Origin of the sequence: Citrobacter sp. Marseille-Q3906 (genome assembly GCF_916618775.1) — a bacterium.
Lineage (GTDB): Bacteria > Pseudomonadota > Gammaproteobacteria > Enterobacterales > Enterobacteriaceae > Citrobacter > Citrobacter murliniae.
Genome location: NZ_CAKAKA010000003.1, coordinates 1 through 23,458, shown reverse-complemented (window position 1 = coordinate 23,458; position 23,458 = coordinate 1). Strand labels below are relative to the sequence as shown.

Annotated in this window: 22 protein-coding genes; 8 read left to right on the top strand and 14 right to left on the bottom strand. The window is 50.5% G+C overall.

Going from position 1 to position 23,458, the window contains the following annotated elements; translation table 11 throughout:
- Window positions 1-5: 5 nt before the first annotated feature.
- The 10 genes from atpA to asnC all read right to left on the bottom strand — a co-directional run bounded on the left by atpA (window position 6) and on the right by asnC (window position 8,724).
- Window positions 6-1,547 (bottom strand): F0F1 ATP synthase subunit alpha, encoded by a 1,542-nt coding sequence (gene atpA, locus LG384_RS17490; RefSeq protein ID WP_003827026.1) that lies wholly within the window; start codon window positions 1,545-1,547, stop codon window positions 6-8.
- 12 nt (window positions 1,548-1,559) lie between these two features.
- Entirely contained in the window at window positions 1,560-2,093 is a 534-nt protein-coding gene (gene atpH / locus LG384_RS17485; protein WP_045449001.1) for a F0F1 ATP synthase subunit delta, read from the bottom strand.
- Between the two features lie 14 nt (window positions 2,094-2,107).
- Window positions 2,108-2,578 carry a F0F1 ATP synthase subunit B gene (atpF, locus tag LG384_RS17480; protein ID WP_003023796.1) on the bottom strand — a complete coding sequence of 157 codons (471 nt, stop codon included), beginning with the start codon at window positions 2,576-2,578 and terminating at the stop codon, window positions 2,108-2,110.
- 59 nt (window positions 2,579-2,637) lie between these two features.
- A complete protein-coding gene (gene atpE / locus LG384_RS17475) occupies window positions 2,638-2,877 on the bottom strand; it encodes a F0F1 ATP synthase subunit C (protein ID WP_000429386.1) in 240 nt (79 codons plus the stop codon).
- Window positions 2,878-2,923: 46 nt separating this feature from the next.
- Window positions 2,924-3,739 carry a F0F1 ATP synthase subunit A gene (atpB, locus tag LG384_RS17470; RefSeq protein WP_045449004.1) on the bottom strand — a complete coding sequence of 272 codons (816 nt, stop codon included), beginning with the start codon at window positions 3,737-3,739 and terminating at the stop codon, window positions 2,924-2,926.
- A 7-nt stretch (window positions 3,740-3,746) separates the two neighbouring features.
- Complete coding sequence (gene atpI / locus LG384_RS17465) at window positions 3,747-4,127, bottom strand: F0F1 ATP synthase subunit I (protein WP_045449005.1); 381 nt, start codon at window positions 4,125-4,127, stop codon at window positions 3,747-3,749.
- Between the two features lie 615 nt (window positions 4,128-4,742).
- Complete coding sequence (gene rsmG / locus LG384_RS17460; protein ID WP_045449007.1) at window positions 4,743-5,366, bottom strand: 16S rRNA (guanine(527)-N(7))-methyltransferase RsmG; 624 nt, start codon at window positions 5,364-5,366, stop codon at window positions 4,743-4,745.
- Between the two features lie 99 nt (window positions 5,367-5,465).
- Window positions 5,466-7,355 carry a tRNA uridine-5-carboxymethylaminomethyl(34) synthesis enzyme MnmG gene (mnmG, locus tag LG384_RS17455; protein WP_048223223.1) on the bottom strand — a complete coding sequence of 630 codons (1,890 nt, stop codon included), beginning with the start codon at window positions 7,353-7,355 and terminating at the stop codon, window positions 5,466-5,468.
- Between the two features lie 372 nt (window positions 7,356-7,727).
- Window positions 7,728-8,177, bottom strand: a complete 450-nt coding sequence (gene mioC / locus LG384_RS17450) for an FMN-binding protein MioC (RefSeq protein WP_045449011.1) — start codon at window positions 8,175-8,177, stop codon at window positions 7,728-7,730.
- A gap of 88 nt (window positions 8,178-8,265) precedes the next feature.
- On the bottom strand, window positions 8,266-8,724 hold the full coding sequence (gene asnC, locus LG384_RS17445) for a transcriptional regulator AsnC (protein WP_045449013.1): 459 nt from the start codon (window positions 8,722-8,724) through the stop codon (window positions 8,266-8,268).
- A 151-nt stretch (window positions 8,725-8,875) separates the two neighbouring features.
- Here asnC and asnA point away from each other — a divergent pair, with 151 nt between their 5' ends.
- On the top strand, window positions 8,876-9,868 hold the full coding sequence (gene asnA / locus LG384_RS17440) for an aspartate--ammonia ligase (RefSeq protein WP_045449015.1): 993 nt from the start codon (window positions 8,876-8,878) through the stop codon (window positions 9,866-9,868).
- A 3-nt stretch (window positions 9,869-9,871) separates the two neighbouring features.
- Here asnA and viaA read toward each other — a convergent pair whose 3' ends face one another.
- Both viaA and ravA read right to left on the bottom strand, forming a co-directional pair.
- Window positions 9,872-11,323: an ATPase RavA stimulator ViaA gene (gene viaA / locus LG384_RS17435; RefSeq protein WP_045449017.1), complete on the bottom strand. Its 1,452-nt coding sequence runs from the start codon at window positions 11,321-11,323 to the stop codon at window positions 9,872-9,874.
- The gene (gene ravA, locus LG384_RS17430; protein WP_048223234.1) at window positions 11,317-12,813 is read right to left on the bottom strand and encodes an ATPase RavA; all 1,497 of its coding nucleotides are present in this window, start codon (window positions 12,811-12,813) and stop codon (window positions 11,317-11,319) included. Before ravA ends, viaA begins: the two co-directional genes overlap by 7 nt.
- Window positions 12,814-13,154: 341 nt before the next feature.
- Here ravA and kup point away from each other — a divergent pair, with 341 nt between their 5' ends.
- The 7 genes from kup to rbsR all read left to right on the top strand — a co-directional run bounded on the left by kup (window position 13,155) and on the right by rbsR (window position 21,094).
- Window positions 13,155-15,023, top strand: a complete 1,869-nt coding sequence (gene kup / locus LG384_RS17425; protein WP_048223237.1) for a low affinity potassium transporter Kup — start codon at window positions 13,155-13,157, stop codon at window positions 15,021-15,023.
- A 192-nt stretch (window positions 15,024-15,215) separates the two neighbouring features.
- Window positions 15,216-15,635 carry a D-ribose pyranase gene (rbsD, locus tag LG384_RS17420; RefSeq protein ID WP_045449025.1) on the top strand — a complete coding sequence of 140 codons (420 nt, stop codon included), beginning with the start codon at window positions 15,216-15,218 and terminating at the stop codon, window positions 15,633-15,635.
- 7 nt (window positions 15,636-15,642) lie between these two features.
- On the top strand, window positions 15,643-17,148 hold the full coding sequence (rbsA, locus tag LG384_RS17415) for a ribose ABC transporter ATP-binding protein RbsA (RefSeq protein WP_045449026.1): 1,506 nt from the start codon (window positions 15,643-15,645) through the stop codon (window positions 17,146-17,148).
- 5 nt (window positions 17,149-17,153) lie between these two features.
- Entirely contained in the window at window positions 17,154-18,119 is a 966-nt protein-coding gene (rbsC, locus tag LG384_RS17410) for a ribose ABC transporter permease (RefSeq protein WP_045449027.1), read from the top strand.
- A gap of 24 nt (window positions 18,120-18,143) precedes the next feature.
- Window positions 18,144-19,034 carry a ribose ABC transporter substrate-binding protein RbsB gene (rbsB, locus tag LG384_RS17405; protein WP_003023760.1) on the top strand — a complete coding sequence of 297 codons (891 nt, stop codon included), beginning with the start codon at window positions 18,144-18,146 and terminating at the stop codon, window positions 19,032-19,034.
- Window positions 19,035-19,171: 137 nt separating this feature from the next.
- Window positions 19,172-20,098 (top strand): ribokinase, encoded by a 927-nt coding sequence (rbsK, locus tag LG384_RS17400; RefSeq protein WP_048223241.1) that lies wholly within the window; start codon window positions 19,172-19,174, stop codon window positions 20,096-20,098.
- A 3-nt stretch (window positions 20,099-20,101) separates the two neighbouring features.
- The gene (rbsR, locus tag LG384_RS17395) at window positions 20,102-21,094 is read left to right on the top strand and encodes a ribose operon transcriptional repressor RbsR (protein WP_136345351.1); all 993 of its coding nucleotides are present in this window, start codon (window positions 20,102-20,104) and stop codon (window positions 21,092-21,094) included.
- Here rbsR and mdtD read toward each other — a convergent pair.
- Window positions 21,060-22,487 (bottom strand): multidrug transporter subunit MdtD, encoded by a 1,428-nt coding sequence (mdtD, locus tag LG384_RS17390; protein ID WP_225761316.1) that lies wholly within the window; start codon window positions 22,485-22,487, stop codon window positions 21,060-21,062. The two genes, rbsR and mdtD, sit on opposite strands and share 35 nt — an antisense overlap.
- A 3-nt stretch (window positions 22,488-22,490) precedes the next feature.
- Window positions 22,491-23,195, bottom strand: coding sequence for a FadR/GntR family transcriptional regulator (locus LG384_RS17385; protein WP_045449039.1), 705 nt, complete (start codon window positions 23,193-23,195; stop codon window positions 22,491-22,493).
- Window positions 23,196-23,458 lie beyond the last annotated feature (263 nt).

Genomic DNA, 23,458 nt, shown 5'->3' with positions numbered 1-23,458 from the left:
AGACGTTACCAGGACTGGGTTGCTTTGAAGGAATCGAGGATAGCTTTCAGCTTGCCTTCGATTTCATCGTTATAGCCACCGGACTGGTTAATCTCTTGCATCAGCGGAGCGTGGTCACGGTCGACGTAAGCCAGCAGAGCAGCTTCGAAACTACCGATTTTCGCCAGTTCCACATCTTCGAGGTAACCGCGTTCAGCCGCAAACAGCACCACACCCTGCTGTGCTACAGACATTGGGGCATACTGTTTCTGCTTCAGCAGTTCAGTTACTTTCTGACCGTGGCTCAGCTGCTTACGCGTAGCTTCATCCAGGTCGGAAGCGAACTGAGAAAACGCTGCCAGTTCACGATACTGTGCCAGTGCGGTACGAATACCACCAGACAGTTTCTTAATGATCTTGGTCTGCGCTGCGCCACCTACACGAGATACGGAGATACCCGGGTTAACTGCCGGACGAATACCGGAGTTAAACAGGTTGGTTTCCAGGAAGATCTGACCATCGGTAATGGAAATTACGTTGGTCGGAACGAACGCAGAAACGTCACCCGCCTGGGTTTCGATAATCGGCAGAGCGGTCAGGGAGCCGGTTTTACCCTTAACTTCACCATTGGTGAACTTCTCAACGTATTCCGCGTTAACGCGGGATGCGCGTTCCAGCAGACGGGAGTGGAGGTAAAATACGTCGCCCGGGAATGCTTCACGTCCTGGCGGACGACGGAGCAGCAGGGAAACCTGACGGTAAGCAACGGCCTGTTTGGACAGGTCATCATAAACGATCAGTGCATCTTCGCCGCGGTCACGGAAGTATTCGCCCATTGCGCAACCGGCATATGGCGCCAGATATTGCAGTGCAGCGGATTCAGACGCGGTTGCCACAACAACGATGGTGTTGGACAGTGCGCCGTGTTCTTCCAGTTTACGAACCACGTTAGAAATGGTGGACGCTTTCTGGCCAATAGCCACGTACACACATTTGATGCCGGAATCGCGCTGGTTGATGATCGCATCGATTGCCATCGCGGTTTTACCGGTCTGACGGTCACCGATGATCAATTCACGCTGACCACGACCGATTGGGATCATAGCATCAACGGATTTATAACCGGTCTGTACCGGCTGATCGACGGACTGACGTTCGATTACGCCCGGAGCGATAACTTCGATTGGCGAGAAGCCATCGTTATCAACCGGACCTTTACCGTCGATAGGGGAACCCAGAGTGTTCACCACACGACCCAGCAGGCCACGGCCAACCGGAACTTCCAGAATACGACCCGTACACTTAACCTTCATGCCTTCGGCGAGGTCAGCGTATGGACCCATCACAACTGCACCTACGGAGTCGCGCTCCAGGTTCAGTGCGATTGCGTAACGGTTACCCGGCAGGGAAATCATCTCACCCTGCATACAGTCGGCAAGGCCGTGGATGCGGATAACACCGTCACTTACAGAAACAATAGTACCTTCGTTGTGAGCTTCGCTCACAACACTGAACTGAGCAATGCGCTGCTTGATCAGTTCGCTGATTTCGGTGGAATTCAGTTGCATGCTCCAGTCCCCTTAAGACTGCAAGACGTCTGCAAGGCGTTCAAGACGGCCGCGTACGCTGCCATCAATGACCATATCACCCGCACGGATGATTACGCCTGCCATTACAGACTTATCGATTTTGCAATTCAGCTTAACTTTGCGTGACAGACGTTTTTCCATCGCTGCACTAATCTTCGTAAGCTGTTCATCACTCAGTGCATTGGCAGAAGTAACTTCTACCTCAGAGATCGCCTCACTGGCTGCACGCAGGTGAATAAACTGCTCAAGAACATCCGGGAGCGCATTCAGACGGTTATTTTCAGCCATCACCTTAATCAGGTTTTGGCCGTTTTCGTCCAGCTGCTCACCGCAGACTGCGATAAACGACTCAGCGAGCGTTTCCGGCGCCAGCGCGCCAGAGAGAAGCTCTGCCATTTGTTCGTTTTTCGTCACCTCAGCGGCAAACATCAGCATATCTTGCCAACGGTCAACGCTTTGGTGCTCAACGGCAAAGTCAAAAGCTGCTTTGGCGTAGGGGCGAGCTACCGTAATAAATTCAGACATCAGCCCCTCCCTCCTTACAGTTCAGCGACAAGTTTGTCCACGATGTCGCTGTTAGCAGCTTCATCCACGGAACGTTCGATGATCTTCTCGGCGCCAGCAACAGCCAGGATAGCAACTTGCTTACGCAGCTCTTCGCGAGCACGTTTACGCTCGGCTTCAATTTCCGCCTGCGCTTGTGCCACGATTTTAGTACGTTCCTGCTCTGCTTCAGTTTTGGCTTCGTCCAGGATCTGAGCGCGACGTTTGTTCGCCTGCTCGATGATTACCTGAGCTTCCGCTTTAGCCTTTTTCAGCTGGTCGGTCGCGCTGGCCTTTGCAAGGTCAAGATCCTTATGTGCTCGTTCCGCAGAAGCAAGACCGTCAGCAATTTCTTTTTGACGTTTTTCGATGGCAGCCATTAACGGCGGCCATACGTACTTCATGCAGAACAGAACGAACAGGACAAACGCGATGGCCTGGCCGAGGATTGTTGCGTTAAGATTCACAGCACAATGCCTCTATCTAGTTAACGTTCTGATATTGCTTTTAATTCAAGCAACGCTTACTACGCGACAGCGAACATCACGTACAGACCCAGACCTACAGCGATCATCGGGATAGCATCCACCAGACCCATAACGATAAAGAACTGAGTACGCAGCAGAGGAATCAGATCAGGTTGACGCGCTGCGCCTTCCAGGAATTTACCCCCGAGGATGCCGATACCGATCGCAGCACCGATTGCCGCCAGACCCATCATCACAGCGGCAGCCATGTACAGCAGATCCATATTCAGGTTTTCCATGACAGTCTCCAGTTTGTTTCAGTTAAAACGTAGTAGTGTTGGTAAATTAATGCTCTTCAGACGCCATCGACAGATAGACAATCGTCAGAACCATGAAGATGAAGGCTTGCAGCGTGATAATCAGTATGTGGAAAATGGCCCATGGCACATTCAGGATCCACTGTGACCACCACGGCAACAGACCAGCAATCAGAATGAAAATCAGCTCACCAGCGTACATGTTGCCGAACAGTCGCAGACCAAGAGAAACTGGTTTGGACAGCAGGCTTACCCCTTCAAGGATTAAGTTGACAGGAATGAACGCCCAGTGATTGAACGGCTGCAGCGTCAACTCTTTCGTGAAGCCACCGATGCCTTTCATTTTGATGCTGTAGAACAGAATGAGGATAAATACGCCCAGCGCCATAGACAGGGTGATGTTCACGTCAGCAGACGGAACCACACGCAGAGCTGGCAGACCAAAGATATGCTCACCGATGTACGGCAGCAGGTCGATAGGCAGTAAGTCCATCATGTTCATCAGGAATACCCAGACGAAAATCGTCAGGGCCAGCGGAGCAATCAGCTTGCTTTTGCCATGGTACATGTCTTTCACGCTACCATTTACAAAGCCGATTACCAGCTCAATCGCGGTCTGAAATTTACCTGGTACGCCGCTGGTCGCCTTTTTGGCAACGCTACGGAACATAAGCAGGAACAACAGACCCAGAACCACCGAGAAAAACATGGAGTCAATATTGAGCGTCCAGAAGGTGGCTGGGGGGTTGTGCGGATCCACCAGCGAGAATGTACGCAGGTCCAACTGAAGGTTGTTCAGATGGTGTCCTATGTAATCCTGCGGCGTCATATTTTCTGAAGCCATGATGCCTTTACCCTTTGTTGTTAATTACAGCCGGCGCCAGTATCTGAACCACCAGCACCAAAACCCACGTAACGATCAGCGGTAAGAATACCGCCTTCAAAACCGCCAACGCCACCACCAGCAAAACCAGCATCGCCAACACCTTGAAGGCTTCGCCGAAGGCGAACGACCAGGCAACTCGGCCCTTTGCTGGTGTATGCGCCTGGTGACGCCAGGCAAATATCATAAACAACATATTCGGCAGTAACACTGCCAAACCCCCGCATAATGCGGAGATGCCCCAGAAAGGGTCTTTGAGGCTAAACAGCAATCCACTTGCTATTACCGCCAGAAGCTGTGTGAGCAAAAGCTTACGAGCAACGTTTCGACTCAAGAGCGACATAGACATCACGTTTTTACTCCTGCTCCCTTCGAGGTATGCCGCGTGTCGTATAAAACGTTCTTTATGGCTTAGAGTCAAGCATCAAAAAGCGGTCAAATTATACGGTGCGCCTTCGTGATTTCAAACAATAAGTAGCTAAAAAGTGAATAAATGTTTAAATATTTTTCTCTGGGCCTCATTTATTACTTTTCGGCAAACTGTGAACGATCATGCAAAACTGCAAATACCGCGTAAACACTGGCGATAAAGCGTGCACCAGATCACATATCGAACATATTCACCTTCGCATAATTTATTTACGTGGCAAATGATGCCTTTTCATCTTTTTGATATTTAAGCGTAAAAATCGTCACTGTTTTAGAAATAGCGCCTAACAACAAAAAAACCACTCATTGACATTTATAATAAAAAATTAACACAAAGCGGTAATTCTTACGTTCTATTTTTAGCAGACTGATATTTTCACAGTTGACTTGTTTCGCATTTAACAAAAAACGGTACGTTATAGTTATGATGCAAAACAGTAAGGCACAGGTGAAATGTAACAACATTTAACCCCACTACACCCTCCAATTTTTAACACCTGAAGCACCGCTTTTTTTCTATTTTTTTTGACAAATATTAAATTTTGTTTGGCTTAATAACCACCAGATGGCGTTCACCGTCCAGCTGTGGAACCCGTAATTTTTCAACAGACTCGACGCTAAATTCAGCAGGTAAAGAGGCTATCTCATCTTCAGGCAACTGTCCCTTTAACGCGTAAAAACGCCCGTTTTGACCGGGTAAATGATGACACCAACTCACCATGTCGTTAAGCGACGCAAAAGCACGGCTTATCACCCCATCAAATGGAGGTTCAGAAGGAAACTCTTCAACCCGGCTCTGTACAGGGGTGATGTTAGTAAGCGCAAGCTCATGTTGCACCTGGCGCAGGAAGCGAACACGTTTCCCCAGGCTATCCAGCAGCGTAAAATGGGCGTCAGGACGAACTATGGAGAGCGGAATGCCCGGCAGACCAGGGCCAGTACCAACGTCAATAAAGCGCTCCCCCTGCAAATGAGGTGCGACTACGATGCTGTCCAGAATATGGCGCACCAGCATTTCATTGGGATCCCGCACCGATGTCAGATTGTACGCTTTGTTCCATTTGTGCAGCATATCGACATACGCAATCAACTGATTTTTCTGGTGATCGGTAAGCGAAATACCAGCATCAGCCAGCAGACGAGAGAGTTTGTTGAGCACGGCAGTTACCTGTCTATAAAATTTGCCCGGTGGTGTTTTGCTTACCAGGCTAACGAATCGGTAGGGCGGGTAAACAAAACGCACCCGCCAAAATTGGCTTTACGCGCTGCGGCGCAGCATACCTTGTTTTTTCAGCCATACCAGCAGAATGGAGATGGCCGCAGGTGTCACACCAGAAATACGTGATGCCTGACCAATCGACACAGGTTTGTGATCATTAAGCTTGGCAATAACTTCATTCGATAAACCGGAAACCTGGCGATAGTCCAGAGTCGCAGGCAACAAAGTGTTTTCATTACGTTGCTGCCGGTCTATTTCATCCTGCTGACGGGCAATATACCCTTCGTATTTAACCTGAATCTCAACCTGTTCTGCGGCCTGTGCATCGTCAAGACCCGGGGCGAACGCAGACAAAGATGTCAGCTGTGCGTAGGTCATATCCGGGCGACGCAGAAGATCTTCACCACTGGCTTCACGTGACAGAGGAGTCGCAAGGTGAGCGTTCACTTCAGCGGCAGACTCAGCTAACGGGTTCACCCAGGTCGATTTAAGACGTTGACGCTCTTGTTCGATGCGCTCCAGTTTTTCATTGAAACGCGCCCAGCGTTCGTCATCCACCAGACCCAGCTCGCGGCCCATTTCTGTCAGACGGAGATCGGCGTTATCTTCACGCAACATCAAACGATATTCCGCACGTGAGGTAAACATACGGTACGGTTCTTTGGTACCCAGTGTACAAAGATCATCGACTAATACGCCAAGGTATGCCTGAGAACGTGCAGGAGCCCAGCCTTCTTTGTCAGCGGACAGACGGGCAGCGTTCAGGCCAGCAAGCAGACCCTGCGCCGCGGCTTCTTCATAACCTGTCGTGCCGTTGATTTGTCCGGCAAAGAACAATCCCTGGATAAATTTGCTTTCCAGAGTTGGTTTCAGATCGCGTGGGTCGAAGAAGTCATACTCAATAGCATAGCCGGGGCGAACGATTCTCGCGTTTTCCATCCCCTGCATAGAGCGAACAATCTGCATCTGTACATCGAATGGCAGGCTGGTGGAGATGCCGTTCGGGTAAATTTCGTTGGAAGTCAGTCCTTCTGGTTCGAGGAAGATCTGATGTTGGTTACGATCGGCAAAACGCATTACTTTGTCTTCGATCGATGGGCAGTAACGTGGACCAATGCCTTCGATCACACCAGCATACATTGGACTACGATCGAGGTTATTTCGGATCACGTCATGGGTTTTCTCGTTGGTATGCGTGATGTAGCAAGGTACCTGATTGGGATGCTGCGAGGCGCTACCCATAAACGAGAAAACTGGCATTGGGTTATCGCCGTGCTGCTGCGCCAGTACGCTGAAATCGATAGTACGGGCATCAATGCGCGGTGGTGTTCCGGTTTTGAGGCGGCTCACACGCAGCGGGAGTTCACGCAAGCGACGTGACAATGGAATAGACGGCGGATCGCCAGCACGGCCACCGCTGTAGTTGTCCAGACCGATATGTATTTTACCATCGAGGAAGGTACCGACGGTCAGAACCACCGCTTTGGCGCGGAACTTCAAACCCATTTGAGTAACGGCACCAACAACACGATCGTTTTCAACAATCAGATCTTCAACCGCCTGCTGGAAGATCATCAGGTTTGGCTGATTCTCCAGCGCAGTGCGTACAGCCTGCCGATAGAGCACACGATCCGCCTGAGCACGGGTCGCTCGGACGGCAGGTCCTTTGCTCGCGTTTAGTATCCTAAACTGAATACCGGCATGGTCGATCGCTTTGGCCATCAGCCCACCAAGCGCATCCACTTCTTTTACCAGGTGTCCCTTCCCAATGCCGCCAATGGCCGGGTTGCAGCTCATCTGCCCCAGCGTGTCGATATTGTGTGTCAAAAGCAGAGTCTGCTGACCCATCCGCGCCGCTGCCATTGCGGCCTCGGTGCCTGCATGACCCCCGCCAATGATGATGACGTCAAAAGGATCCTGATAAAACATGGTAGTTGCCTCGCATAACGCGGTGTGAAAATGGATTGAAGCCCGGGCCGTGGATTCTACTCAACTTTAGTCGATGGAGAAAGACCTGGGATCCTGGGTATTAAAAAGAAGATCTTTTTATTTAGAGATCTGTTTTATTGTGATCTCTTATTAGGATCGCGACTTTCTGTGGATAAGGGCGATCCTTTGAATAAGATCAACAGGTTGTTGAGGATCATTAGCTGTGAATGATCGGTGATCCTGGTCCGTATAAGCTGGGATCAGAATGAAGGGTTATACACAACTCAAAAACTGAACAACGGTTGTTCTTTGGATAACTACTGGTTAATCCAAGCTTACTACCAGAGTTATCCACACTCGATCGCACGATCTTTACACATTTTTGAGTAAATTAATCCAGGATCCCAGCCAAACTTCCGCTGGATCCTCCGGAATATCGTGTTCAAGGACATTGATCCTGAGTGTTTCGCCGATCTGTTTTGCACCAGACGATGTCAGTTCAGCCTGTAATTTGTCGATCGCGCCACAGAAGGTGTCATATTCGCGGCTGCCAATACCAATTGCACCGAAACGAACCTGAGAAAGGTCTGTTTTCTGAGACTGAAGATCTTTATAGAAAGGAAGCAGGTTATCCGGGATGTCTCCAGCTCCGTGTGTTGAGCTGATCACCAACCAAATACCAGAGGTAGGGAGCTCCTCTACTTGCGGTCCGTGCAGTGTTTCGGTTGAAAAACCTGCATCTTCCAGCTTTTCAGCCAGATGTTCCGCAACGTATTCGGCACCACCAAGGGTACTACCGCTGATAAGAGTAATGTCCGCCATATGAGCCCATCCTGATAAAGAGGGGCTATTGTACGCTGTGAGTGAGCTGGGATCTACCTGTGGAAAAGCAGGGAATTAAAAAAAACGATCATGGGCGGATTGTACGCATAATCGGGTTCTGCAGGACGATCAAGGTTTCAGTGGACTGAATTTCGTCAATTGTTTGGATCTTGTTGATAAGTACCTGCTGCAAGGCGTCAATGGAGCGGCACATTACCTTAATAAAGATACTGTAGTGGCCGGTGGTGTAATACGCCTCCGTCACTTCATCAAGACTTTCCAGTCTGGCCAGCGCAGACGGGTAGTCTTTCGCACTTTTCAGGATGATGCCGATAAAGCAGCCGACGTCATAACCCAACTGCTTGGGACTGACATCAATACGCGCGCCGGTAATTATCCCGGCTTGCTTCATCTTCTCTACGCGCACATGGATCGTTCCGGGGCTGACGCCAAATTGTTTGGCCAGTTCTGCGTATGCGGTGCGGGCGTTTTCCATCAGGGCGTCAAGAATGCCGCGGTCCAGATTGTCGATCTGATAATTTTCCATAGGTTTTTCTTATGTAGATTAATGATTCCATCTATTTTAGCGGTTATTTTTAACGAATCAAAATCGAACATGGCTTTTTGTTTGTTGATTATTGAATATTGCCCTCATTCTGTTGCTTAATCATAGGCAACAGGACACAGGAGTAAAAATAATGAAAACCGCTTACATTGCCAAACAACGTCAAATTAGCTTCGTGAAATCTCATTTTTCTCGTCAGCTGGAGGAGCGTTTAGGTCTGATCGAAGTACAGGCCCCGATCCTCAGTCGTGTAGGAGATGGCACGCAGGATAACTTGTCGGGCTGTGAAAAAGCGGTGCAGGTAAAAGTAAAAGCATTGCCTGACGCCCAGTTCGAAGTGGTTCATTCACTGGCGAAGTGGAAACGTCAAACACTGGGACAACACGACTTCAGCGCGGGCGAAGGGCTGTACACGCACATGAAAGCCCTGCGCCCCGATGAAGATCGCCTCTCTCCGCTCCATTCTGTTTACGTCGATCAGTGGGACTGGGAGCGCGTAATGGGCGACGGTGAGCGTCAATTCTCCACCCTGAAAAGCACGGTAGAGGCTATTTGGGCGGGAATTAAGGCAACTGAAGCTGCGGTGAGCAAAGAATTTGGTCTGGCACCGTTCCTGCCAGAGCAGATCCACTTTGTTCACAGCCAGGAGCTGTTATCCCGTTATCCGGGGCTTGATGCAAAAGGTCGTGAGCGTGCGATTGCTAAAGAGCTGGGCGCTGTATTCCTGGTGGGGATCGGCGGCAAGCTCAGCGACGGTCATCGCCATGACGTTCGTGCGCCGGACTATGATGACTGGAGCTCAGCTTCCGAACTGGGCTACGCTGGTCTGAACGGTGATATCCTGGTGTGGAACCCGGTGCTGGAAGATGCGTTTGAACTTTCTTCTATGGGGATCCGCGTGGATGCTGATGCGCTTAAGCACCAGCTTGCTCTGACTGGTGATGAAGATCGCCTGAGTCTGGAGTGGCACCAGGCGCTGTTGCGTGGCGAAATGCCGCAGACCATTGGCGGGGGTATTGGTCAGTCACGCCTGACTATGCTGTTGCTGCAGTTGCCGCACATTGGTCAGGTACAGTGCGGCGTATGGCCGACACAGGTACGTGAAAGCGTTGCCTCTCTGCTGTAAGTACTAACGCTGCCAGCGTCTGAGCAGGCGGCTTCGCATCCCGGTATCAAAGCGCCAGATATGATCGAAAATGCGCATGATACCGGGTTTGCCATGGGCAGACATTGCGACCGCATGAAAACGGTGCTGGTGTACCCGCTGTAGCTCTCCCACTTTATTGACGACCTCATCAGGCAAGCGCTGAGCGATAAAATCCGAAATAACTACCGCATCGGCATCAAACCATTCTCGCCCCTGCATCCTTTCTATAATGGCGCGAAAACAGCTGGCAATATCTGTACCGCCGCGAAAACGCTGGCTTAGAAAACGGATCGCTTGCTCAATGCCTTGCGCTCCGGACAGCTCATAGCGCACGACTTCAGTTGAAAATAGCATAATGAAGCAGCGGCGGTTATCGGCGAGGGCAACGCGCATCAGCGCCAGGCAAAAGGCTTTTGCGCACTGTTCGTTAAATCCCCCCATTGACCCTGAGGTATCCACGCAGACAATAAAAGGCCCACGTGGCTGTTCATCAAAGTCCTGATGTACAACCGGACGCTCTGTCACTTTCTCGCGCCATGCTTCACCATGAAGGCGGTAGGTCAGTAGCTGTTTTTCCACCAGCCGACGGTAGAATTCATATTCCAGTTCAGTGATGCCGAGTGTGGCTAATTCTGGCGGCAACAGGCGCAGAATATCGTCACTTTGCTGAATGCCATCAACCTGTTCGGGGACGGTTGCAGGTTCCCGCACCAGGGTACGGAATGTTTCCATCGGCGCATCTTTTCGCGGTACAGATTTCGCTTCCCTGGAGCGCCCCAGTTGCTCGGCCAGACGCTGGAGTTCGGGTTGTTGTGTCAGGAAATCGCCGTATTTCACAATCAGCTGATAATCGCCACGTTTGATTTGACCTGCGCTCATATCCCACAAACGGCCTGCGGCATTGTCATTTTCCGCCAGCACTGGATCCAGTTGTCCACTGAGAGTCATCCTCTCCTGTACTTCACTGAGCAGTTGTTCGCGCTCTTCTTCCAGTAGTTGCTGATTCAGCGTTGTGGTTTGAATCACCAGGCTTAAGCGCCAGCGCTGTAGAAAAAGCGTGTGCAGCGCGGGCGTAAACGTACTATTGCTATCGACCAGTTGCTGGGCTTGTCCAGCGTAGGGGGAATGTAGCCGGTGTAACAGCGTTAATATTTGCGGTAACTGGACGATAAACTGCGGGGTGGATAGAAGTTGACTTTGTTGGTAACACATCACCTCTTCTGTCAGTTCCGGCGGTACGCGAGTGTCTTTAAGACGGTTGCGTAATGCCTCTCGCCAGCGGGGAAGATCGTTAGCAATGGCTTTCTTTAACCGGGGGAATTTTTCAAAAAATACCGCCAGTTGTGGAGAGGCCAGCAGAGCGAGGATCATCTCTTCGATCATCCCTTCTTCGCTTACTGCCAGCATGATATTTAGCGTATCAAGGGTTAGCATTGTTGCGCCTGTCGGATCTGCTCTCCAACTTCCTGCAGGCTGGCCTCAATACGACCTAACCAGTCACTATGGATAAACAGACATTTTTGCTGTTCGCTAAACCCGCTATGCTGTTGGTGCCACTCGTTGTCGAGCGCTTCAAGCTGCTGTTTTATCTCGCTGGGCATACTCTCTTCAGATGACCCAGGCAGCGCCAGACGGGAGCCTTGTAAACTGACGTCGCGAACCACCAGGTGTTGGGCGCTGTCGACCTCCATATTTAGCGTCTGTGCAAACCCGATCCCGTTTAGTTTTCCACGGATCTCACCGCCTTTCGTAAGCCACTGTTCCAGGGCGCTACGTTCAAACGAAATATGGATCACCTCCATATCGTGCAGTTTTAAGGGTTTTTGTAGCAGTAACGTCAATACGGATGCAGTGACTTCTGGGGGAAGATCATAGTGAGGACGACGGCTGAACATTCCACCCTGACGAATGACGGTGAAGGCAGTTTTATCGCTTTGCTGCTGCTGAAGCTGGATTCGACGCTGCATAATAGCCCCAAGGCGCGTCAGCATCGCCTGTTGTTGCCAGGCGTGTCCGGTCATCAAAACTTCCAGCTGTTGCTGCATCAGATTCAGGCTTTGTGCGTCGTACCACAGGCAATCTTTCAACAGAATGAGATCGATAGGAGCGACTGCATCGCGTCCGCTAAAGAAGGCGCTTGCCTGGAGTAAGCGGATCGCTTTCTTCCAGCGACGGTCAGACACATAAGGGGCGTTTGGTATCGCGTCCAGTTGTTGGCGCAGCGTAAAAATAAGTTCGAATACACGATCAGGAAGCTGGATCGCACCAATGTCTTTTTGCCACTGGTAATACTCTTCATCCGTCACCTGTAACGTCGCTGGGACCGGATTGTCGCTTTCATCTTGTTGGCTTAACAGCATTGAGCGGAAGTTGGCCTTGTCCTGCACCTTATCCAGCCACAAGCGAATCAGCATACGGTCGTACAAGGCTTCCAGACTACTGTCTGCTTCAGGCAGTTCGTTGGAAGCCGCCACCAGCAGACGCATCGGGATTTTTTCTTCGTGCGCACCGTTACGGAAATGGCGTTCGTTAATGGCGGTAAGCAGGGTATTAAGAATGGCCGGGCCTGCTTTCCAGATTTCATCCAGAAAGACGATTTCAGCTTCAGGAAGATAGCCTGCCGTTAAGCGCTCATAGCGTCCTTCATCCTTCAGGGCCTGAATGGACAGGGGACCAAAAACCTCTTCTGGTGTAGAGAAGCGCGTCATCAGGTATTCGAAAGCGCGTGCGTTTTTAAAAGCAAACTTCAATCGGCGAGCTATTAAGCTTTTAGCGATCCCTGGAGGGCCTAATAAGAAAACGCTCTCGCCGCTCAGTGCAGCCAGCAGACAAAGACGGATGGCGTGGCTACGTTCATAAAGTCCCTTTTCCAGCGCATTGCTCAGACGGGAAATTCTTTCCGCTAATAAATGTGGGTGAGCCATAATGAAGTGGCGTCCTTTCGCCAAATGTACTGCGTGAACAGCGAGTATAGCTGTTTCACACCAGGGCAATAATAGACTTAAGGTGCGTTTAATTTTCTTTGAGCCAGATTAATCTGGTCTCATTTAGGGGTACGATTTTGCGATTAATCGTGCATACTGTGCGCCTTTTTGTGGGCCAAGGGACTACGCACACATTTCATATATATATACACTAAATCATTCAGGCTGCATCAAGGCGGCAAAGGAGTGAACCTTCTGAGCTTACATTTGTAAGTTACCGGGGGAGTGCTGCCAACGCGGAGTAGTTTGAAGGATGACGTGTATAAACGAAAGACTAGTCTATGAGCACTGATAATAAGCAATCATTGTCTGCGATTACTCTCGCAGCCATTGGGGTTGTCTACGGTGATATCGGTACCAGCCCGCTTTATACACTTCGTGAATGTTTGTCCGGCCAGTTCGGCTTTGGTGTTGAACGTGATGCCGTGTTTGGTTTTCTCTCGCTGATTTTCTGGCTACTGATCTTTGTTGTCTCTATTAAGTATCTGACGTTTGTCATGCGTGCGGATAATGCCGGTGAAGGTGGGATCCTGACATTGATGTCGTTGGCCGGGCGCAATACGTCGGCGCGAACAACGTCAATGCTGGTCATTATGGGGTTGATTGGTGGCAGCTTCTTCTATGGTGAGGTGGTGATTACCCCGGCCATTTCGGTGATGTCGGCGATTGAAGGCCTGGAAATCATAGCCCCACAGCTTGATACCTGGATAGTCCCGCTATCCATTATCGTACTTACCCTGCTGTTTTTAATTCAAAAACACGGTACCGGGATGGTGGGTAAGCTGTTTGCTCCCATTATGCTGCTTTGGTTCCTGGTTCTGGCCGTATTAGGCGTGCGCAGTATTATTGCGAACCCGGAAGTACTGCAAGCGCTGAATCCTTACTGGGCAGTGCATTTCTTCCTGGAGTTCAAAACGTTGTCATTCATCGCATTGGGCGCTGTGGTTCTGTCAATCACCGGTGTTGAAGCGCTGTATGCCGATATGGGCCACTTTGGTAAGTTGCCTATTCGTCTGGCCTGGTTCTCGGTCGTTTTGCCTTCGCTGGTGCTAAACTATTTTGGTCAAGGAGCGTTGCTGTTAAAACATCCTGAAGCGATCAAAAACCCGTTCTTCCTGTTGGCGCCTGACTGGGCGTTAATTCCACTGTTGATCCTTGCTGCATTGGCAACGGTTATCGCCTCACAGGCGGTCATTTCCGGCGTATTCTCTCTGACACGTCAGGCCGTACGTTTGGGATATTTATCACCTATGCGCATTATCCATACCTCCGAAATGGAATCGGGTCAGATCTATATTCCTTTTGTAAACTGGATGCTCTACTTTGCGGTGGTGATTGTCATTGTGAGCTTTGAGCATTCCAGTAATTTGGCTGCCGCGTACGGTATTGCGGTAACGGGAACGATGGTACTGACTTCTATTCTGTCGACCACCGTGGCGCGTAAAAACTGGCACTGGAATAAATACTTCGTTTTCCTGATTCTGGTGGCGTTCCTGTGCATCGATATTCCGCTGTTCTCTGCGAACCTCGATAAACTGATTTCTGGCGGCTGGCTGCCACTTTCGCTCGGTCTGGTGATGTTCACCATTATGACGACCTGGAAGAGTGAACGCTTCCGTCTGTTACGTCGCATGCATGAACACGGTAACTCTCTGGAAGCGATGATTGCTTCCCTGGAGAAATCACCACCGGTACGTGTGCCGGGAACGGCCGTGTATATGTCGCGAGCGCTAAATGTTATCCCGTTTGCGCTTCTACATAACTTAAAACATAACAAAGTGCTGCATGAGCGTGTGATCCTGCTGACGCTACGAACGGAAGATGCGCCGTATGTTCATAATGTGCGTAGGGTGCAAATTGAGCAGCTGTCGCCCACCTTCTGGCGCGTGGTTGCCAGTTATGGCTGGCGTGAAACGCCTAATGTAGAAGAAGTATTCCATCGCTGTGGTCTGGAAGGACTTAGCTGTCGGATGATGGAAACATCTTTCTTCATGTCGCACGAGTCGCTAATCGTGGGTAAACGGCCTTGGTATTTACGCCTGCGCGGTAAGTTGTATCTTCTGCTGCAACGCAATGCGCTACGCGCACCAGACCAGTTTGAAATCCCGCCGAACCGGGTTATTGAACTCGGTACTCAGGTCGAGATTTAATGCAACTGACCCCCTCTTTCATTATGAAAGAGGGGGTTTTGTTTTCATCATCGCAATTTTCTTTTCGTCAAATGATACGGCTTGCGAAACGTTTCGATGGCGATCACATTTTCGTAACGTCGTGGTGGTTTTCTGTGCATCCTTCAGACTAAAATTATTCTCAGCGAAACGTTTCGCTAGTGGGGAAAGAAAATGAAGAAAGGCGCAGTACTCAACTCTGAAATTTCATCGGTGATCTCCCGTCTGGGGCATACCGATACGCTGGTAGTATGTGATGCAGGTTTACCCATTCCGAACAGCACAACGCGTATTGATATGGCATTAACCCAGGGCGTACCTTCTTTTATGCAGGTACTGGATGTGGTTACTCGTGAAATGCAGGTCGAGGCGGCCATTCTCGCGACGGAAATTAAACAACATAATCCGCAACTCCACGAAACGTTGCTCAACCACATTGAGCAACTGCAACAACACCAGGGAAATACCATTGAAATTCGTTACACCACGCATGAACAATTCAAAAAACAGACCGCAGACAGTCAGGCGGTAATTCGCAGCGGAGAATGTTCTCCGTATGCGAATATCATTCTTTGTGCTGGCGTCACGTTCTGAGGCCATCATGAACGCATTACTGCAACTCAAAGGGATCGATAAAGCGTTCCCGGGCGTCAAAGCGCTATCCGGCGCCGCGTTAAATGTCTACCCAGGCCGCGTCATGGCGCTGGTGGGAGAAAACGGCGCGGGTAAATCCACCATGATGAAAGTCCTGACCGGTATCTATACCCGTGATGCCGGTTCTTTATTATGGTTGGGTAAAGAAACCACCTTTAACGGTCCTAAATCCTCTCAGGAGGCCGGGATTGGCATCATTCACCAGGAGCTAAACCTGATCCCACAACTCACTATTGCTGAGAACATTTTTCTTGGCCGTGAGTTTGTAAATCGCTTTGGCAAAATTGACTGGAAGAAGATGTACGCCGAAGCCGACCTGCTGCTAGCCAAACTCAATCTGCGTTTTAAAAGCGACAGGCTGGTGGGGGAGTTGTCAATTGGCGATCAGCAGATGGTAGAAATTGCCAAAGTGCTGAGCTTTGAATCCAGAGTCATCATTATGGATGAACCGACGGATGCGCTGACCGATACCGAAACTGAGTCTTTGTTCCGCGTGATCCGCGAGCTTAAGTCGCAGGGGCGCGGCATTGTCTATATCTCCCACCGCATGAAAGAGATCTTCGAGATCTGCGATGACGTGACCGTTTTTCGCGATGGACAGTTTATTGCTGAACGTGAAGTTGCAACGCTTACTGAAGACTCGCTGATTGAAATGATGGTGGGGCGTAAGCTGGAAGATCAGTATCCACGTCTGGATAAAGCACCAGGCGATGTGCGTCTGAAGGTCGATAATCTGTGCGGTCCTGGGGTTAATGACGTTTCATTCACCCTGCGTAAAGGAGAGATCCTTGGCGTATCAGGACTGATGGGCGCTGGGCGTACCGAACTGATGAAAGTGCTGTACGGCGCGTTACCTCGCTCCAGCGGTTATGTCACGCTTGACGGACATGAGGTTGTCACCCGTTCTCCGCAGGATGGGCTGGCTAACGGTATCGTCTATATTTCTGAAGACCGTAAGCGCGATGGCTTAGTGCTGGGTATGTCGGTTAAAGAGAACATGTCGCTGACGGCGCTGCGTTATTTCAGTCGCGCGGGCGGAAGCCTGAAACATAAAGATGAGCAGCAGGCGGTGGATGATTTTATCCGTCTGTTCAATGTGAAAACGCCATCAATGGAACAGGCCATTGGTCTGCTCTCCGGCGGCAATCAGCAGAAAGTAGCGATTGCGCGCGGGTTGATGACCCGGCCAAAAGTGCTGATCCTCGATGAACCAACGCGTGGCGTGGATGTCGGGGCTAAGAAAGAGATTTATCAGCTTATCAATCAGTTTAAGGCTGATGGGCTAAGTATCATTCTGGTCTCCTCGGAGATGCCAGAAGTATTGGGCATGAGCGATCGAATTATCGTCATGCATGAAGGGCATCTTGGCGGTGAGTTCACTCGCGAGCAGGCCACTCAGGAAGTATTAATGGCTGCCGCTGTAGGCAAGCTTAATCGCGTGAATCAGGAGTAAAAAAGATGACTACCCAGGCTGTTTCTGGTCGCCGTTATTTCACCAAAGCATGGCTTCTGGAGCAAAAGTCGCTCATCGCTCTGTTGGTGCTGATCGCGATTGTTTCCACTATGAGTCCCAACTTTTTTACCGTAAATAACCTGTTTAACATTCTCCAGCAAACGTCAGTTAACGCCATTATGGCTGTCGGCATGACGTTGGTGATCTTGACGTCGGGTATCGATCTGTCAGTCGGTTCCCTGCTGGCGCTTACCGGTGCGGTTGCTGCTTCCATTGTCGGGATTGAGGTTAACGCGCTGGTGGCTGTTGCGGCTGCTCTGGCGTTAGGTGCTGCTATTGGTGCGGTGACCGGAGTGATTGTCGCGAAAGGCCGCGTACAGGCGTTCATCGCTACGTTGGTGATGATGTTGCTGCTGCGCGGTGTGACCATGGTGTATACCAACGGTAGCCCCGTTAATACCGGATTTACCGATAATGCCGATGTCTTCGGTTGGTTTGGTATTGGCCGTCCTCTGGGGATCCCAACGCCAGTGTGGATTATGGGGATTGTCTTCCTCGCTGCGTGGTACATGCTTCATCATACTCGCCTTGGTCGCTATATCTATGCGCTGGGCGGTAACGAAGCGGCGACGCGCCTGTCAGGCATCAGCGTCAGTAAAATCAAAATTATTGTTTATTCACTTTGTGGGCTGCTGGCATCGCTGGCGGGCATCATCGAAGTTGCGCGTCTTTCATCTGCTCAACCAACGGCAGGAACTGGTTATGAGCTGGATGCTATCGCCGCGGTCGTATTAGGCGGTACCAGCCTGGCTGGCGGTAAAGGACGCATTGTTGGGACGCTGATCGGCGCATTAATTCTTGGCTTCCTCAATAATGGTTTGAATTTGTTAGGTGTTTCCTCCTATTACCAGATGATCGTCAAAGCTGTGGTGATTTTGCTGGCGGTACTGGTAGACAACAAAAAGCAGTAATAACGACTACAGGACATCTTAAATATGAACATGAAAAAACTGGCTACCCTGGTTTCTGCTGTCGCGCTGAGCGCCACTGTGAGTGCGAATGCGATGGCAAAAGATACCATTGCGCTGGTGGTCTCCACGCTCAACAACCCGTTCTTTGTCTCTCTGAAGGATGGGGCGCAAAAAGAAGCGGATAAACTGGGCTACAACCTGGTGATTCTGGATTCGCAGAATAACCCGGCGAAAGAGCTGGCGAACGTTCAGGATTTAACAGTTCGCGGTACTAAAATTCTGCTTATTAACCCGACTGACTCCGATGCCGTCGGTAACGCCGTGAAGATGGCTAACCAGGCGAAAATCCCGGTAATTACCCTGGACCGCGTAGCGTCTAAAGGTGAGGTTGTGAGCCACATTGCGTCAGACAACGTGCTGGGCGGTAAAATTGCTGGCGATTACATCGCGAAAAAAGCGGGTGAAGGCGCGAAAGTTATTGAACTGCAGGGTATTGCCGGAACTTCTGCGGCCCGTGAGCGTGGCGAAGGTTTCCAGCAGGCCGTTGCGGCACACAAATTTAATGTACTGGCCAGCCAGCCGGCAGACTTCGACCGTACCAAAGGTCTGAACGTTATGCAGAACCTGCTGACTGCTCACCCTGATGTGCAGGCCGTATTTGCCCAGAACGATGAAATGGCACTTGGCGCGCTGCGTGCACTGCAAACTGCCGGTAAATCTGATGTGATGGTGGTTGGATTTGACGGCACGCCAGATGGCGAAAAAGCGGTAAATGATGGCAAACTGGCTGCGACTATCGCTCAGTTACCGGATCAGATTGGCGCGAAAGGCGTTGAAACTGCGGATAAAGTACTGAAAGGCGAGAAAGTTCAGGCTAAATATCCGGTTGACCTGAAGCTGGTCATCAAGCAGTAATAGCGATTCAGGTCGCTCGCGGCCTGATGGCGACATAAATACGCCATCCTCATCAATTTGAAGATGAAAGCGTAAAAAGAAAAGCAGGGCACGCGCCACCCTAACCCGGTGGCGCACTTTGACTTGGAATTCCGAACATGAAAACCGCAGGCAACCTCGTTGTTCTTGGCAGTATTAATGCCGATCACATCCTTAACCTTAAATCCTTCCCCACTCCTGGTGAAACCGTAACCGGTAGCCATTATCAGGTGGCATTTGGTGGAAAAGGCGCGAATCAGGCAGTTGCTGCGGGTCGTAGTGGCGCGAATATCGCGTTTATTGCCTGTACAGGTGACGACGATATTGGTGAAAGTGTTCGCAAGCAATTAGCCAGTGATAACATCGATATTGCTCCCATTAGCGTGATTCAGGGGGAATCGACCGGCGTGGCGCTGATTTTTGTTAATGGTGAAGGTGAGAACGTCATCGGTATTCATGCCGGAGCGAATGCTGCGCTTTCGCCTGCGCTGGTGGAAGCTCAGCGTGATCGCATTGCCCAGGCATCGGCACTACTGATGCAATTAGAGTCGCCGATTGAAAGTGTGCTGACCGCAGCAAAGATTGCGCATCAAAACAATACGACGGTAGCGCTTAACCCGGCTCCGGCGCGTGAACTTTCTGACGAGTTGCTGGCGCTGGTGGACATCATTACCCCAAATGAAACCGAGGCTGAAAAGCTGACAGGGATCCGTGTAGAAAATGATGATGATGCGGCTAAAGCAGCGCAGGCGTTGCATGCAAAGGGTATTCACACCGTACTGATTACCTTAGGTAGTCGTGGTGTATGGGCCAGCGTGAACGGTAAAGGTAGTCGAGTTCCCGGTTTCAAAGTGGATGCCGTAGATACCATCGCGGCCGGAGACACTTTTAACGGCGCGTTAATCACAGCCTTACTGGAAGAGACTCCGTTGCCAGAAGCGATTCGCTTTGCGCATGCGGCTGCGGCGATTGCGGTAACGCGTAAAGGCGCACAGCCTTCCGTTCCGTGGCGCGAAGAAATAGAGGCGTTTTTACAGCAGAGGTAACGCTTGGCTACAATGAAGGACGTTGCCCGCCTTGCGGGTGTTTCCACGTCGACGGTTTCTCACGTCATCAATAAAGATCGCTTTGTCAGTGAGGCTATCACCGATAAAGTTGACGCTGCGATTAAAGAGCTTAACTACGCGCCTTCCGCGCTGGCGCGTAGCCTCAAGTTAAATCAGACCCACACCATAGGCATGTTAATCACTGCCAGTACCAATCCCTTTTATTCTGAACTGGTTCGCGGTGTTGAACGCAGCTGTTTTGAGCGGGGCTACAGTCTGGTGTTGTGCAATACCGAAGGTGATGAACAGCGTATGAATCGTAATCTGGAAACGTTGATGCAAAAGCGGGTGGACGGTTTACTGCTGCTCTGCACGGAAACACATCAGCCTTCCAGAGAGATCATGCAGCGTTATCCTTCTATTCCTACTGTGATGATGGACTGGTCCCCCTTTGATGGTGAAAGTGACCTGATTCAGGATAATTCCTTGTTGGGTGGGGATTTAGCCACGCAGCATCTTATCGAAAAAGGGTTTACACGCATTGCCTGTATTACCGGACCTCTGGATAAAACACCGGCGCGTTTGCGTCTGGAAGGGTATCGGGCAGCAATGCAGCGAGCAGGATTAGCTATCCCGGAAGGTTATGAGATTACCGGCGATTTCGAGTTTGGCGGTGGATTTTCAGCCATGCAAACGCTGCTGTCGCATAAACAACGACCGCAGGCCGTTTTCACGGGAAATGATGCGATGGCAGTCGGTGCGTATCAGGCCCTGTATCAATCAGGATTGCGTATCCCGCAGGATATGGCGGTGGTGGGTTATGATGATATTGAGCTGGCTCGCTATATGACGCCGCCGCTTACGACGATTCATCAACCGAAAGATGAATTGGGCGAACTGGCCATAGATGTGTTGATCCACCGTATGGCACAGCCCGCATTGCAGCAACAGCGATTGCAGCTTACTCCTGTTCTGATGGCGCGGGGCTCGGCTTAGGCTTATGCCGGTCTTTGATTAAATTGCGACCATCTTTGGTTTTTAGCAGCATAAACATCAGCGCCGAAACCACAGTGATAGCGCCCATGGTAATAAAGGTATAGTGGAACTGTTCGACCGTATTGGTTCCTTCAATGCCTTCATATATACGCAGCACGGCGGCGCTGATTGCCACTCCTAAACTGATCGACAATTGCTGAGTGACGGCTAACACGCTGTTTCCGCTACTGGCATTATCATCGGTCAGGTCCGCAAGGGTAATCGTATTCATCGAGGTAAACTGGGTGGACATCGCCATGCCTAAAATGAACAATGGCAGGATCAGCATCCATACTGGCATTGCTGGGGATTGCAATGAGAACTGTGCAATCATCAGGCCGATAAACACCGTAATGCCGACCAGTGTAGTTCTGTAGCCAAGGCGACGCAGTACCTGCGTCACCATCGATTTAGCCAGAATTGATCCCAGCGCCGTCGGCGCCATCATGCAACCGGCAATCAGCGCCGGATAACCAAATCCTACCTGCAACATCAGCGGCATTAAGAAGGGAACACATCCTGTACCCAGACGAGTCGCCAGGTTTCCCGCGATACCGACGGAAAAGGTTCGCGTCTTAAAGATTGGCAGCGATATTAGCGGTGTCGGATGACGGCGCGCGTGGCGAATGTAGGCGAGCAGTAACAAAATGCTGCCGAGAATAATACTTAGGGCAATCCAGCTGGCGACCAGCTTCTCACCGAACAGCTCAACGCCGCTGGAAAACAGCACCAGACTCAGGCCAAAGAGAAGGAAACCGGTCATATCAAAACCGCGGCGCGGCGTGGTGAAGTTAGGCATATATTTGCGGGCATAAAAGATACCTGCTATGCCAATGGGAATATTAATCAGGAAGATCCAGTGCCAGCTGGCCCACGTGACCAGCACGCCACCCAGTACTGGACCTAAAATCGGCCCCACAAGTCCAGGCATGGTCACGAAGTTAAGGACGGGAAGAAGTTCACTACGTGGATAGGCACGAAGCAGTGCCAGGCGGGCAACAGGCATCATCATTGCGCCACCAATGCCTTGTATAACACGAAATATCACCAGTTCGGTTAATGAACCAGATAGCGCACAGGCAAGTGAACCCAGGGTAAAGAGACTAACGGCGATCATAAATACGCGCCGGGTGCCGAAGCGGTCTGCCAGCCATCCACTCACTGGGATCAACATCGCAACAGTCAGGGTATAACTGATAATGGCAGACTGCATGGCAAGTGGGGAGCGGTTCAGGCTTTGTGCTATTGCGGGTAAGGCGGTATTGAGGATGGTGGCGTCTAATGCCTGCATAAAAAAGGCCATGGCTGCTATCCATGGCAACCCGGCCATACTGCGCGATTTCTTTTCTGCCATAGATTATTTATCCGGGAGTTCGTTCGGCGCTATCAGTAATGCCTGACAGGCAGTGAAGGCGCGATCGCCATCACTATCCTCTATTGCATCGACAATGGCCTGATGCAAATCCAGCTTTACCACATCGTTATAGGTAATAGAGGTAAAATAGGTCTGGTAGACAGAATGGAACAACGATGCAAAGGATATCAGGAATGGATTCGCACTCATCTCATAGATGTGCTCATGCCAGGCGATATCAACTTCAATCCAGCGTTCACGCTTAAAGTTTCTTTTCAGCTCGACCATCTCTTCCATTAATGTATTCAGATGTGCCTTCTGTTCTGCCGTACCTATGGTTGCAGCCAGTAAACAGGCCTGGGGCTCCAGGCTAATGCGCATCACCAGAAAATGTTTGATGACCTGAGGGAAATTATCTTCCGTCATCCACCAGGTAAGCAGCTCCTGGTCGAGGAAATTCCAGTTTGCCTGCGGCATCACTCGTGTGCCAATCCGGGGGCGTGGTAATACCATACCTTTTGCCGTTAATGTTTTTACCGCTTCTCTTACCGCCGTGCGACTCACGCCAAACTGGTCACCCAGCTCAATTTCGCCTGGTAGGATTGCACCCGGTGCGTACTGACCTTTTAATATTCGTTGAGCCAGCTTTTCAGCCAGAACATAGGAAAGGTTCTTCTGTGCAGCTAACTGTTGGGCATTTAAAGGCATGAATGTTCTTCCTTAAGTCTTTCTCTTATTCATTAGTATGCCATCAGGAAGTGTGATTGCGGTTGCAAAAACGGCAAATTGCTTATTTTATGGCATGTTAATGACGGTTTTGGTGAAAAAACACGCACTCAGAAAGTTATTTTAAATTTCCCCTTGTCAGCCTGAAATAACTCCCTATAATGCGCCTCCACTGACACGGAACAACGGACTACAGGCCGCCGGGTCAGCGGGGTTCCACTGAGAACTTCGCAGAGAAAAGCAAA